Origin of the sequence: Phocaeicola plebeius, from assembly GCF_003437535.1 — a bacterium.
Taxonomy (GTDB): Bacteria; Bacteroidota; Bacteroidia; order Bacteroidales; family Bacteroidaceae; genus Phocaeicola; species Phocaeicola plebeius_A.
Map to the genome: position 1 here is coordinate 1 of NZ_QSQT01000053.1, position 14,391 is coordinate 14,391.

The window sequence follows — 14,391 nt, forward strand, 5'->3', positions numbered from 1 at the left end:
TCAATCGTTTTTTTTGTAATATCATCCATACTTTAATTATCTTTATTATTAATTTGTTTATAAATGCACCTTTAGGTATAGGATATTTCGATAACCGACACCCGGCAGGTGTGTTTCCTGATCTCTAATAGCTGCACCCTATGAATCATCCAGTGAATCAAGCGGATTGGGTATGCTTGACTTGTGTGCGCTCGTCACATGAAGATAGATTGAGGTTGTCTTGATGTCATTATGCCCCAGCAGTTCCTGTATGGTTCTCAGGTCTGTTCCTTGCTCCAGCAGGTGGGTGGCAAACGAATGGCGAAGCATGTGTACATGTACCCGGTGTTTGATTCCGGCACGGCTGGCGGCTTCTTTCAGTATCTTTACCAGCGCACTTGCGGAATACTGTTCTCCGGGTGTCTCTCCCTCGAACAGCCATTTCTGCGGACGGTACTCCTTGAAATATTCCCTCAGATCCTTCAGCAGCTTTTCCGACAGCAGCGAATACCGGCATTTCCGTCCTTTGCCCATGATACGCACAAGCATCCTTTCGCTTATGATGTCCTTCGGGGTGAGGTTCAGCAGCTCGCTCCGCCGTAATCCGGCTGAGTATATCAATGAAATCATGCAGCGGTGCTTCCGGTTCGACAGGCACGCGAGGATACGGGCCACCTCATTACGGCTCAGCACTTCGGGCAGTGACTTGTATTCCTTCGCGCGGGTAATGCCACCATAGTATTGGCGCTGTCCGCCCTTTACCTGCTCGTAGTAGAACTTGATGGCGTTGATGCGCATGTTCTGCTGCGATACCGATATTTTCTTTTCGTTTACAAGATAGAGGATATATTTGTTGATGTCAGCCACTTTCAGGCGGTCGATGTTGCGGCCTTTATGGTATTCCATAAAGTCGCTGAAATAGGCACGATAGGTTTTTATGGTCGATGGGCTGTACCGTTTCCGCTCCAGTAGTTCAAGATAGCCTTCCGGCAGTGTGTATTCCCTTTTGGGTTTGGGATGCCTTACATAAACCCTGCTGTAGTCAATATAGGCGTGCGGGGAGTAGCGGTCGTAGAAATCCGATAGTCTGAAAATGGCTGCCGGTATGTAGGCTGAACCATTATCTGCCATTTCCACATCGGCGTCCCGGACGAGCAGCTGAGATATGTCTCTATTGCCTGCATACTCTATCCGTATGTAGTCCGCACCGTCCTTCTTATCTTTGTACAGAACGATGTTTTCTCTCTGTCGCTGAACATTGTCCATATTGCTGAAAGTAAACTCATTGCTGCAAATATAAATAAAAGGAATATAAAAACCAACTGATTGGTCGGTTTTATTGTGTTAAAACTCTGCACTTGTAGGATATATAGAAACCGTTCTTGTTGAAAACCCGGTTTCAGGCTTTAATCAGCGAGTAGATGAAATGTAGTTTTTTTGCCAGTTGCTTGATATTCAAACCTTGAAAGAAAGAATGTTCAAAGGAGATACCGAAAAATACTTGCCAGAACATCGAAGCGGCTTCTTCCACATCCACGTCCTGCCGGATTTCCCCATTCTCTTTTGCCCTTTGGATGGCGGATTTCCATAACTGGTAATTCTGCTTGAATATGTCAGCTATTTTCTTTTCCGCATTGGGATAATATAACCGTACCTGCATCAGCAGATGGTAATAGTAAAAATTGAAGCTGCACCCATATGGATTAGTGTTATCAAGCAGACGTCCGAGGTTGTTCATGGTTCTTTCCACTCCGGCTATATACTGGTCGATAAACTCCGGGAACGAACCTGCTGTAAATTGGAACTTGTTTTCCAACTGCTGGGTATGGAATATATATTTGTCCACAACTGCCACGAACAAATCCTGTTTGAACGGGAAATAATACACCAGTCCGGCTTTTGACAGGCCGCAGGCTTTGGCTATTTCCATTTGGGTTGCTTTCTCATAATTCATTTTGGCGAATACCTGCAAGGCCTTTTCCAATACTTCTTCCCTGTTTGTAAACATACGCATCCATTTTTGTTTCAGTTACGAAGATACGGATTTTCTCTTTTCAAACATTTGTATGCCAGTGTTTTTTTATTGTTATAAAATAACACGGATGTCTTGTAATACATTTCTTCATTGAAAAAAGTACGGGCGGCCGCCTCGCTTCATGCAAAGGCAGTCGCCCGTGGTCATTACCGGACAATGCGGAACTACAGCTTCATGCCTTTCGGTTCCGTCAGCCCCGGTCTTCCGATAACCAGATGGCTGCGCACGAAGTCCGCGTGCGGGCTTTCCGTCTGCTGTTCCGTCTGCTTCTTCTCGCTGCCTTGCCGGTTCTCTTCCGTGCTTTCCGGTGTCGGCGGAGCCAGCTCCAGCTGTATCTTGCGGTCAAGTGCGGCGAGTTCTGATTTAAGCTGTTTCAGCTCGTCCTCCTTCTTCCATGTCTTTCCGGCAATCTCCTGCAACTGCGGAATTTCACGCTCCAGCGTGGCGATCTTTTCCTTGTACTGGTCGATGATGCCCGGTATCCTTTCCAGTGCGTTCAGGAAATTCGTGGCGGCGGCATGTGTGTCAGCCATTGCCAGATGCCCGTTGTTGTAGGTGTACTTGTAATTGCCTTCTATGACAAAGCGGTTGTCGATAAACTCCAGACCTTCTTTTAGGGTCCTTTCGCTGACCACCTTGATGGGGAAGCCGTACAGTTCGCCCACGCGCTTGTACTGTCCGCCCGTCGTGGCATTCCTGGCTATCTCCTGCAAACGTTTGCCGATTGTCTTCTCGTCGGTGGAATCCAGCCCGTCAATCCTGAGCAGGTTCAGCCGGTTGCCTTCCCGGTCTGTCCGGGCGGCAGCCGTGAACTTCTCCCAGTCCTCCGTCATGGCGGCTATGGCGGCCTGGTTGTTCCTCAGTTCTCCGGTCTTGCCCTCCAGTTTCAGCTCCGACTCACGCTTGCCCTTGCTGAAGGACTTGCGTTCACCCTCCAGCGAGGCAATCTTCTTCTCCAGCTTCGCCTTGTCCAGCAGGTCGGTGTTTCCCGACAGTATCGCCATGTATTCCGAAAAATTCATGCCTGATTTCTCGTCCATCGCTCCCTCGTCTATGGTTCTCGCGCCCATTGCGCCGCTCTTCAGCTGACTGATGAACGTCTGCTTGCAGTGCAGCAGGTTGAACTTGTACGAGTCCAGCGATTTTTCCACCGCATAGATGATGACATCCACCCGGTTGTCGGCGTACAGTTTCGCTATCTCGTTGCCTTTTCTCACCGCCCGTCCGTCACGCTGGGCGAGGTCGGACGGACGCCACGGCGTGTCCAGGTGGTGGATGGCCACCGCCCTGCGCTGGGCGTTCACGCCCGTGCCGAGCATCGAGGTCGAGCCGAACAGCACGCGCACATATCCCTCGTTCATCGCTTCGATCACCGCTTTCCTTGACTTCTCGCTCTTGCATTCCTGTATGAAGCGTATCTCGTGTGCCGGTATGCCGTGGTCTTCCACCAGCTTGCGCTTTATCTCGGTATATACGCTCCATTGTCCCGACTGGTACGTCCCCAGGTCCGAAAACACGAACTGCGTTCCTTTCTGTGCATCATACCTGCGGTAGTATTCCGCTATCATCCTTGCGCAGTGGCTCGCCTTGTTGTCCGGGTGGTCTTCATACGCCGGGTCTATCATGCGCATGTCCAGTGCCATCTTCCTTGCGTAGTCCGTGGCGATGAGCATCTTCGCCTTTTCCTCCGTTTCCGACAGCTTTCCGCGTCCCAGCAGCGTGGCGTCGCCCGTCTTGGCAAATTCCATCAGCCGTTTGATGAAATGTTCCTGGTCGGGCGTGGGAGGTATGTTGTGCAGTATCTCGTTCTTGTGCGGTCTGTCCACGCCCACATCCTCTGCCGTGCGGTAGTCCGTTATTTCGTTGTAGAACGCCGCCAGCTCCGGAACCTTGATGAAGTAGCGGAAGCGTTCCTTCTGCACGATGTTGTTCGTCACATTGAACTCGAAATCCGTCGTCTTCTTGGCGAAGATTGCCGCCCATGCGTCAAAGCATCGGATGTCCTGCCTTTCCAGCTCCTTCGGGCGCAGGTACTTGAAAAGCAGGTACAGCTCCGTCAGCGAGTTGCTGATGGTCGTGCCCGACAGAAACGTCGCCCCCAGATCCTTTCCCGTCCGCTCCTGGATGGTGCGGATGGCAAACAGCAGGTTCAGTGCCTTCTGGCTGCCTTCCGAGTTGCCCAGACCCGCCACACGGTCATGTCTTGTGTTGAACGTCAGGTTCTTGAACTGGTGCGACTCGTCCACAAAGATATGGTCGATGCCCATCTGCCTGAAGTCCACCACATCGTCCGTCCTCGACTTTATCGCGTGTTCCACCTTCTCCAGCTTGGCCTGCAGGTTGAACTTGCGTTTCTCCAGTCCCTTCAGCATCGCACGCGACACGTCCTTGCCCTGCGAGCGCAGCACTTCCAGATTTTCCTCCACTGTATCCAGCTCCGCCTGCAATATTCGCTGCTGCAGCTCCGGCGACTGCGGTATCTTCCCGAACTGGTCGTGGCTCATGATGATGCAGTCCCAGTCGTTGTTCCGTATGTCGTTGAAGAAGCGCACCCTGCCGGATGCGGCAAAATCCTTTTCCGAGGCATACAGCACTCTTGCGTTGGGATATGCCGTGCGGTAGCATTCGGCTATCTCCCTTACATTCGCCTTCAGTCCGATAATCATCGGCTTGTGTACCAGCCCCAGACGCTTCATCTCATGCGCTGCCACGCACATGATCAGCGTCTTGCCGGTTCCCACCTCGTGGTCGGCTATTCCTCCGCCGTTCTGTTTCAGCATCCAGATGCAGTCCTTCTGGCTGGGGTACAGGTCTGTGATTCCCAGTCCTTTCAGATTCAGTTCCGGAAATTTCTGGTGCGAGCCGTCATATTTCGGTCGCACGAAGCAGTTGAACTTGTTGTTGTACATGTCCGTCAGCCGTTTCTTGAACTCCGGCGACTGCTCTTCCAGCCATTCCGTAAATCCGTTTCTGATTTCGTCAATCTTCGCGTTCGCCAGCTGTATGCCCTCGCTGTCCCGCACCTTTATGTCGTTCCCGTTCTCGTCCTCGCCGACCTTCTTCATCATGTCGGGGCAGGTGTTGTGCAGGGCGTGTTTCAGCAGGTGCATCCCGTCATAGTGGCGGTAGTATCCCTTCACCAGAAACTCGTCGGTGATTTTCATCGTCCTGTGGCCGCACGCCACCGAATACTCGTCAAGGCTCTCCGAGTAGCTTATCCGCACGTCCGTGTCAAACAGACGGCTCATGTAGGCGGCATACACGCCCGTGGGTATCCATCGTTCCCCGAAGTTGAAGTCCAGTTCCTCAAACGGAATCTGTTCCGGCATGGCTTCTTTCAGCGCTTCCAGCGACTCCCTTGCCTGCGGCAGCATCCCGTGCTCCCCGTGTCCGCTTATCCATTCCTCCACATCGGCGGCCTTCTGTACCACATTCCCGGCTATGAAGCGGTCGGCTATCTCGTAGCCCTCTGCCAGCGGGTTGTAGAACACCCGTCCTTTCAGTGCTTCCAGCATGTCTGCCTGCGGCATGTCGCAGATGGATTCCATGTAGGGCAGGTTTACTCCGCCATACAGGTTCAGCGAGGCGGACAGGGCTTCCTCTGGCGAATCCGCGGCGACTGCCGTTTCCTGCGAAAAGGAAACGGGGCGGTCGAATATGTCCGCCTTCACCATCGTGCCGCTCTCGCTGCGTTCCAGTGCCAGCATGTTGCGCCCCGAAGCGTCCATCATCAGCAGCTTCACGTTCTGCTTGGCGTTCAGGCAGCCGTAACGCATCACGAACTCGTCATAGTAGGTGTTCAGGTGGCGGCGCAGCATTTCGTTCTCCTCGTGCTTCTCCGCTTCGTAGGCATAGAGCCGCTCGTAGGTGTTGCGCAGGTCTATGTATAGCTGTGCCTTCTGTGCCTGCATCCCGTCCATGTCCAGCGGCTGGAATGTGGCGCCGTAGCGGGTGACATCCTTCAGCACGCCCACCTGGAACCGTACGCCTACCGTGTATTCCCATGCCAGCGAGCCGTCCTTCAGGTGCGGCTCCAGTATGCCCTTGAACGGGCGCGGCATCATTTCCTCCTCCCGTTTGCGCTGCCGTTCTTCCGGTGTCAGGGCGGCTTCCTCCTTGCGCATGGTTTCTTCCACCTCCGCAATCCGGCGCTTCCTTTCCGCCTCGAAACCGTTTTCCACCGGATAGACTACCGTAGCAGTAGTATCCTGCGTTTCCGCCGTTTTCCCTGCATCGGCTTTTTCTCTTTTCGCCTCCGTTGTTCCGGCCGCTTGTCTGGCGGCGTTGGCTTCCATCTTAGTCTTTCCCAGCCGGCGCAGTTCCGCACGTCGTTCCGGCGTGAGGTCCATCATCATTTCATAGAATCCGTTGATGGGCGGGTTCGTTTCCCAGTCCAGTCTGCGGTACACTTCATCTTCCGGGTCATAGGATTCTTCCGTTGCGGTGCCGGGGCCCGTCTTTTCCGTTGTCGGGACAGCCGCCTCTGTTTCGGCAGCCGTCGGCGCATCCGTTCCGCCGCGTATGATTTCGTCCATTTCGCGTGCCTCTTCCGGGGTGATGCCGGCAACCGCTTCCGCATTTCCCTTATCCGTTGTCCTTTCCGTATTCTCCACTGGCAGGGAGAACAGTGTCGGCTGCACGGGTTTCTTCCCTTTGTACTTTCCGCCTTTCTTCCTGTCCGGTTTCAGGCCCTGTTCAGCCATCCGTCTTTCCTCCTGCGTATAGCCGAACAGGTCATACAGGTCCATTACCGTTCCTCCCGTCTGTCTGCTTTGCGTTTCCTGTGACATGCCGGTCATCACTTGCGCTTTCGGCTGCACACTGTTTTCTTCCCGTTTTGTCCCGTCCGCTACACCAGCATCCGGCAATCCGCTTTCTCTTTTCGCCTCCTCCAGCTCACCCGCAGCCGAAGCGGAGTTCTCTCTTTTCACCTCCGCCCGTTCACCCTCAACCGGATGGATATTTTCTCTTTTCGCCTCCGCCCGTTCACCCGCAACCGAAGCGGAGTTTTCTCTTTTCGCCTCAATACCCTCAGTCTGTACAGCAATGTTCTGCCGCACATCCTCTCTTTCATGCCCCATGCCGTTGTAGCGTTCCATGTCCAGCCGTGCCGACAGGTCTTCCGACAGCATCCTGTACAGGTCCATAGCAATACCCTCCACACCTCCGCTGTGCGTATATACCATCGCCGGTTTTCCGTACGGGTCGGTGCCCCTCTTCGCATCGGTATGTATGATACGTTCCGTGTGGTAGGCGAAATAGGCGTTGTCCGTCAGTCCGCCGTTATGTTCCGTCTGTATGATGGTCAGAACCCGTTCCTCCTGTGTCAGTCCCTTCTTTTGCAGGTCTTTTTGCAGGATGATCAGGTCGCTGCTGGCTTCCGTGCCCGCATTGTCGGTAAACAGGTTGTTGGGCAGTCGTATTGCCGATACCAGATTCGCTTTGCTGAACATCTCGTTCCTGACGGAAACCCTCGAACTGTTCAGCACCCCCTGCGAGGTGACGAACGCCACGATGCCGCCGTCACGCACCGCATCCAGACCTTTCAGAAAGAAATAGTCATGGATGGCTTTCTGTGCCGAACGTCTGCCGAAGGATGCGCTGCGGCTGAACTCCGCATCAAACACTCCGAAATCCCCGAAAGGGATATTGGAGATGGCAAGGTCAAAATGGTTCAGAAACGGCTTTTCTATTTTCTCGAACCCCTCCGTGCGTATCTTCTGCTGCGGGTACAGGCAGCCCAGCAGCTTGCCCGTCAGCAGGTCTTTCTCAAATGCCATCACCTCCGCCTGCGGATTGTTCGACAATACCGGGCTGATGAACGCGCCCATACCCGCCGACGGCTCCAGCACCAGCTTTGGGCGTACCTTGCGGTCGTGCAGCACGTCCGCTATGGTGTCCGCAATGGCCTGCGGCGTATAGAATGCCGTCAGCACCGATGCCTTCAGCGAGTCCACATACCGCCTGTACTCCGTTTCGTCCCGGCTGTTCTCCCGTATCAGACGGTGCAGCTCCACCGTCGGGGCAAACAGTTCGAGGTCTGATTTCGCCCAGTGTACGGCATCCGTCAGTTCCCTGGCGGGATTCAGTATGCACTTCAGTCCCCCGAAGCCGCAGTACCTCTCCAGCAGCGCCCGTTCCCGTGCGGTGGGCATGCGCTGTTCCTTCTCCAGTGTGAATGCCGTCCGTATCGCCTCGATGTTTTCCCTGAGCCTCTGCTTCTTGTTAAACGCCATAAGCCTCCAGATAAAGCATTATCGCACCCGTCAGCTCTGTATAGAGCAGGTCGTGTTCGGGCGACAGGGCGAATGTGTCGTCCGTTGTGGGATAGCCGGCAAACAGGTTTTTCAGATGCGGGAATATCTCCCGGCAGAACGCCTCGCGTTCCTGTTCCTGCACCTCTTCGGAAAACTCGTTTTCCACCACCTCAAGCAGCAGTGCATAGGGGGAGAAGTGCAACCCTTCGAGCAGGACGCGCATGGCTTCCTCCTGTGCGGCTTCCACCGTACTTCCCGCCGTCCTTTCCTTCTCGAATGTTTCCGAGGCGGCTTCCTCCCTTCCTGCAATGAATGGAGTGTCTGATACTTTGTCCGGATGATATTTTCTCAGATAGTCCAGCAGATACAGCCCGTAGTAGGACAGCTCCGCCGGAGCGGTTTTCTTGTTCTGTTTCATTTTATGATGGATTTAGTGGATTTATTGATAACTTTGCAATTAGAATTTTTATATAAAACCATATGCTTAAAGGAGATAATACAACCATTAAAGTTGTTCATGGAATCAGCGCAAGCGACATGCAGCGTATAAGAGATTTTTTACAAGGAGCCGTTTATTGCTGGTGTAAAAATCGCAAGGGAGAATGGTTCTCAGCAAGAGATTTTATCGGTGGAGATAATTATTATTGGGAACATTATCCACTTGGAGTATTGTATTTCCGTTACATAAATGCTGGCAAACCTCATGATTACGCTTTTGAGCAAGCAGCCAAAGATGCTGGACATATATTGAAAAGCGTATTATCAGATGATGACCGCATTTTTGAAACGGAGGGTGGATACACGCGCAAATATCGCTGGATGGAAGATTAGAAAAAGGCACCCGGTATCCCTCCGGGTGCCACCACTAAATCCATGTAAATAAAAAGTACAACCAGGTTGAAACAGATTATGACATGAATCAGTGGCAAAATTACTCATTATTTTCTTCTTCCTTTTGTTTTCGTACCTTTTCTTTCGCCTTTACTCTCCGCAAACACCAGCTTCGTGTTGAACTCCGCATCAAAAGTCACCGCAGCGCTGAAGGGCTTGCCCTGCTTGCTCTTGAACCCGCCGAGCATCGCCGTCTTTCCTTCCGTCAGCAGACCGGTCATTTCCTCGTCGGTGAGTGTCTTGCCAGCTATCTGGCGGAACACGGGCAGCAGGCAGTCCGGGTTGTCGCAGCGCACAACCTTGCCGTAGAACTGCATCGTGCCCGTGCCGCATTTGGGGCAGGTACAGCCCGATGCCTTGTGCCCGAAAATGCGGTCACACGCAAGCAGGTCCGTGGTAATCTTGCGGGTATAGCTTTCTATGTCCCTCATAAAAGCCTCATGCGGTGTCTTTCCCTGTTCTATCTTTGCCAGTTCCGCTTCCCAGCGTCCAGTCATCTCCACATTGGCGATGTCCATTTCCTTGACAATGGAATACAGGGCAAGCCCTTTCTCCGTCGGCACCAGCGATTTCTTCACACGCACCATGTATTCCCTTCTGAGCAGCGTTTCGATGATTGCGGCACGTGTGGCGGGTGTGCCTATACCGCAGTCCTTCAGGGCCTGGCGCGCCTCCTCATCCTCCACATCGTCGCGTCCGGCGGTCTCCATCGCTGCCAGCAGCGAACTTTCCGTATGCAGCGGTTTCGGTCGGGTCATGCCCGAACTCATCGAGCATCCCGCCATCACCAGTGTGTCGCCTTCCGCCCAGTCCGGCAATGCTGTATTCCCGCTGTCCTCGCCGTACTCTCCGTACACGCCGCGCCAGCCTGCCTTGCGCACGATGCAGCCTTTCGCCTCAAATGTCAGGTCCTCGCATCTTTCGCCTGCGTCCGGCACCACCTCCGCTACTACGGTAGCCGTATCCTTCACACATTCCTCCGAAAATGCCTCTACCATGCGTCCGGCAATCATGTCGTAGATGATCTGCTCGTTCTTGTACAGGGCAAGCGGGCGGTTGGGCGTCACCAGCAGGGCATGGTGGTCAGTCACTTTCGAGGCATCCACACAACGGCGGTTCAGTTCTCCCAGTTCCCCGATTTTCTCCGCAAGGGCGGAGTGTCCTGCCAGCCGTTCAAACAGCAGCGGTATTTCAGCAAACACATCTTCCGGAATATGGCGGCTCGATGTTCTCGGATAGGTGACGAGCTTCGCTTCATAGAGCTTCTGCACCAGTTCCAGCGTCTGTTCCGCCGTGAATCCGTGTTTCGTGTTCGCCTCCTTCTGCAGTGTGGTCAGGTCGTACAGCAGCGGCGGGTTCTCCACCTTCTCCTTCTTTTCCACCTTGGTGACGGTGGCACACATCTTCGCCTTTACCTTATTGTATGATGCAGCCGCCTCTTCCTTGTCCTGCCATTTCTTTACCGAGGAGAACTTCACTACCGTATCCGTACCCGCCGGTGTCACCGAGAAATGCAGCTGGTGTACCGGTTCCGGTGTAAAGCGTCTGTTCTCCCAGTACCTCTTGCAGACCATACCCAGCGTGGGTGTCTGTACGCGTCCTACCGAATATGTGCCCCGTCCGGCGGCTACGGTCAGTGCCTGCGTGCCGTTGATGCCCACCAGCCAGTCCGCCTCGCTGCGTGCCTTTGCCGCCAGATACAGGTCATCATATTCATGCCCGTCCTTCAGTTCCTTCAATCCCTTGCGGATGGCGGTGTCCGTAAGCGAGCTTATCCACAGGCGGCGGAAGGGCAGCGTACAGCCTGTATAGGCATACAGGTATCTGAATATCAGTTCCCCTTCGCGTGCGCAGTCCGTTGCCACTATTATGCCGTCGCTCTCGTTCCACAGTTTCGTTATCACCTTTATCTGTTTCACCGCTGCCGCGTCCGCCTTGTAGCCCTTGTCCGTCTTTACCTGGCGGGGTATCAGCATGAACTCCTCCGGTATCACCGGCAGGCTGTCCCTGCTGAATCCCTTGAAGCCGTAGCCCTCAGGCAGGGCAGGTTGTACCAGATGCCCCAGTGCCCATGTCACATGGTAGCCGTTTCCTGTATAAAATCCTTCTTCCTTTCTTGTTGCTCCGGCGATGCGTGCTATCTCACGCGCCACACTCGGTTTTTCTGCCAATATGGTAATCATACATTTTCTGTTTTAATCATTGATACTTTTGTTCCTTGTGGAGTGGAACGGGGTACGCCGGTTATCCGTGGGATATGCGGTACATGGCGCATGAGGCCCCGTTTCAATCCGTTGTTTATTCTCTTGTAATGGATTTAGTGGTGGCACTCAGGATACCTTCATGCCTTTGCTCTTCTTCGGTTTTTCCTGCTGTTGTTTCTGGGCGTCGTCCTTCGGTGCGGTCTGTCCCTGCTGAAGCGGCTCCTTCACATGTCTGGTGGCCTCGTTCGTCTTGCCCTCGTTGTTCACCGCAAGCTGTGTGCGGCTCTCGTTCGACGGGGCAACGGTCTGTGCCAGGTCAGGGTTTTCCGAATAGGTCAGCGGTCTGCCTTTCTCACGGTCGAACTTCAGGTATTTTGTGCAGGGCTGTCCCTTGTCATCCTTCGCGTTGGCGAGCACCACAACCTTACCCGCCACATAGTCCGCCTTCTGCTGTTCCGTGAATTTGTCGTCCTTCCATTTGCCTATCGGACGTATGCTTCCGTCCTCATTCGTCCACGAGCGGTTGCGCCGCTGTCCGTTCTCCTGATTCCCGTCTTCCTTCTGCTGCTGTCCGGTAGCATCCGGGGCTTCCGGGCTTTTCTGTTTCTTCTCCTGTCCGTTTCCGCGTCGCTGCGACTGTCCCTGCCACAGATGCTCCGGCAAAAACTCCACGTCGCGCTTGTCAGCGTTCACCTGCAGCATGGCCTCGAACTTGCGCCCGCCCTTCAGTGTCACCTCCTTGGGTAGTGCCAGCCCCGCACGCAGGATTTCCTGTTCCGCCTTCGACAGTTCCGTCAGTCCGATCCGGTTCGGGATGCGCACCTTGTTCGTCGGTACGTCCACAATCTCATTCGTCAGTCGGTCGATGCTGACGTACGCCAGGCGCATCTCTCCGGTCTTCGTATCGGCAACGTTCACCAGCTTGCCCAGATTGCCCGTCTGTTTCAGTGCCTGCTTGTCCTCGTCCGTGAATGTATAGCCGTTGTATGGCACGTCGAGTCTCGGCTCATGGCGTACGAAGTGGGGGGTAAGTTTCAGCTTTCCGTCTTCCGCTTTCTGCAACGAGAGTCGGGCCTGCAGCTCGTAGCGTTCTCCGCCCAGCACCGGTTCCACCGTCACCAGCCTTGTCTTCCCGTAGTTCATCAGGGCTTTCATGTCCTTTTCAGACAGGTTTTCCCTTTTCACACCGAACTGTTCCAGTTCCTTCCAGTCCACATCGCTGTCCGCAATCAGGTTCGGTTTCTCCGGTTTTGCCTGCGCTTGCCCTTCCTGTGCGGGCTGCTGTCCCTGTGCCGTCTGCGTTTCCGTCGCCTGCGGCTGCTGTTCCTGATTTTTCTGTTTCATTTCTTCCATTTTCTCGTCCGTTTTCTGTTCCACATTGTTTTCTTCCGTATTTTCTGTTTTCGCCTCTTCCGCAACCTGCTGTTCCTCAGTCTCCGTTTCGGCATCTTCTCTTTTTGCCTCCTCCGCAACCTGCTGTTCCTCAGCCTCCGTTTCAGCATTTTCTCTTTTCACCTCCTCCGCAGCCTGCTGTCCCTCAGTCTCCGTTTCAGCATTTTCTCTTTTCACCCCCTCCGCAGCCTGTTGTTCCTCAGCCTGCTGGTACGCCGATGTATCCACTTTGTGCGGTGCGAGCAGGTCAGCGTTCGCCACAGGGTCTTTCAGCAGGTCCTTGATAACCGGAAGCAGAGCTTCCACCGTCTCCGCTGCCACCCTGTAGAAACCGAATCGCGTCGGCTCCTTACACTGGCGGTAGAAATTTCTCATGAAATTGTCTATCGCATCCCCGTGGCGGTCAAAGCGCAAAAACTCCTGCGAGTGTTCCGCCTTAGCCTGTGCCCTCTTGGGATAGCCCCTGGCATCCAGTCCGGCAACCACACTGATTTCGCCCGTCTTCTCGTCGCGGACGACCAGTACATCCTCTTGCTTTTTCTTTTTCTGTTCCATTGATTTATTTTTTTATTGTTTGATGATAGTCCCGCCGGTATTCCCGTGCAGGTCTGTTTATCTTTTCGTTCCGGTTTCCCGTTCACCTTTCAGTCCCGGTTTGCATCAGGCTCGCCCTCAGCTTTCCGTTTACATCCGGTCACCATCCACTTCCGGTTTCTCTTTTCGCATCCGTTTCACGTATGCTTGTCAGTCCCGGTTTGCATCAGTCTCGCCCTCAGCTTCCCGTTTACATCCGGTCACCATCCACTTCCGGTTTCTCTTTTCGCATCCGTTTCACGTGCGTTTGTCAGTCCCGGTATTCCTTCTGCCTCCTTTTTTCCCTTTCGCCGTTTTGCCCGGAGCTTTCTTTCCCGTTCCTTCCTTCACTTTCAGCAGCTTTTTGCCGTCCAGCGTCACCTCTTCCATGTTCCGGCTGATAAACTCCAGCACGTCCGATTCCTTGTAGTAGGTCTTGCGGCTGATTTTCTGGTAGCGCAGTCCGTATTCGCTGCGGAACCGCTGTAGCGACCGTTTGCTCGTTCTCAGCATCTCACACAGATCCTGATTGTCATACAGCCGTTCTCCGTCCATGTACTTCACGCCCGCCGCTTCCTTGTTTATCAGTACCGATATGATGCTGTCCAGCCGGTCAATCCGTTCCATGAGGCGCTTCATCCATTCCTCGAACATTTCCTTACCAATCCCTTCCATCATCCGTCTCCTTTCTTGTCATCAGGTAGTTATGCTTGAACTCCTCCAGCGTCTTGGGATTACAGTGTACAATTTTCCGTCTCACGCATTCCTCCAGATCCGTCAGTCTGTACCGGCATTTGCTTCTCACCATCATGTAGGGAATAGTCTTGTCCTTTCGCATCCGTTGCAGTGTCCTCGTGCTGATTTTCAGCAGGTCCGCCGCCTCCTCGCTCGTCAGCAGGATTTCCGCTTCCTCCTTCGGCACGTTGTCTTTCTTGAAAACATAGTCCGCTATGCGGTCTATCTTCTCCATCATCGTCTTCACGACCTCATTGTCCATCGTTATTATTTCTACATATTCCGGAGCATACCCGTTCACTTTCCGGCAGCTTATTAGGGTATA

At 53.7% G+C, this 14,391-nt stretch carries 9 protein-coding genes; 1 reads left to right on the plus strand and 8 read right to left on the minus strand.

Translation table 11 applies throughout. From position 1 onward, the window contains the following. Positions 1-138: 138 nt before the first annotated feature. The 4 genes from DXD04_RS16170 to DXD04_RS16185 form a co-directional block, all read right to left on the minus strand. Entirely contained in the window at positions 139-1,245 is a 1,107-nt protein-coding gene (locus DXD04_RS16170; RefSeq protein WP_117674160.1) for a tyrosine-type recombinase/integrase, read from the minus strand. A 133-nt stretch (positions 1,246-1,378) separates the two neighbouring features. Next, positions 1,379-1,987 (minus strand): TetR/AcrR family transcriptional regulator, encoded by a 609-nt coding sequence (locus DXD04_RS16175; RefSeq protein ID WP_117674164.1) that lies wholly within the window; start codon positions 1,985-1,987, stop codon positions 1,379-1,381. A gap of 191 nt (positions 1,988-2,178) precedes the next feature. Beyond that, positions 2,179-8,250 carry an N-6 DNA methylase gene (locus tag DXD04_RS16180; RefSeq protein WP_117674161.1) on the minus strand — a complete coding sequence of 2,024 codons (6,072 nt, stop codon included), beginning with the start codon at positions 8,248-8,250 and terminating at the stop codon, positions 2,179-2,181. After that, the gene (locus DXD04_RS16185; RefSeq protein ID WP_018709305.1) at positions 8,240-8,689 is read right to left on the minus strand and encodes a DUF1896 family protein; all 450 of its coding nucleotides are present in this window, start codon (positions 8,687-8,689) and stop codon (positions 8,240-8,242) included. Before DXD04_RS16185 ends, DXD04_RS16180 begins: the two co-directional genes overlap by 11 nt. Before the next feature lie 62 nt (positions 8,690-8,751). Here DXD04_RS16185 and DXD04_RS16190 point away from each other — a divergent pair, with 62 nt between their 5' ends. Next, positions 8,752-9,102: a hypothetical protein gene (locus DXD04_RS16190; RefSeq protein ID WP_005650118.1), complete on the plus strand. Its 351-nt coding sequence runs from the start codon at positions 8,752-8,754 to the stop codon at positions 9,100-9,102. A gap of 107 nt (positions 9,103-9,209) precedes the next feature. On the opposite strand, the gene DXD04_RS16195 is transcribed toward DXD04_RS16190, so the two are convergent. From DXD04_RS16195 to DXD04_RS16210, 4 genes are all read right to left on the minus strand, one after another. Next, on the minus strand, positions 9,210-11,345 hold the full coding sequence (locus DXD04_RS16195; protein ID WP_117674162.1) for a type IA DNA topoisomerase: 2,136 nt from the start codon (positions 11,343-11,345) through the stop codon (positions 9,210-9,212). A 147-nt stretch (positions 11,346-11,492) separates the two neighbouring features. Further along, complete coding sequence (locus DXD04_RS16200; protein ID WP_117674163.1) at positions 11,493-13,313, minus strand: DUF4099 domain-containing protein; 1,821 nt, start codon at positions 13,311-13,313, stop codon at positions 11,493-11,495. Positions 13,314-13,589: 276 nt separating this feature from the next. Beyond that, positions 13,590-14,006: a helix-turn-helix domain-containing protein gene (locus DXD04_RS16205; protein WP_117674166.1), complete on the minus strand. Its 417-nt coding sequence runs from the start codon at positions 14,004-14,006 to the stop codon at positions 13,590-13,592. After that, a partial coding sequence (locus DXD04_RS16210) for a helix-turn-helix domain-containing protein (protein ID WP_259299582.1) occupies positions 13,990-14,391 on the minus strand: 402 nt, incomplete at its 5' end. The genes DXD04_RS16205 and DXD04_RS16210, both read right to left, overlap by 17 nt.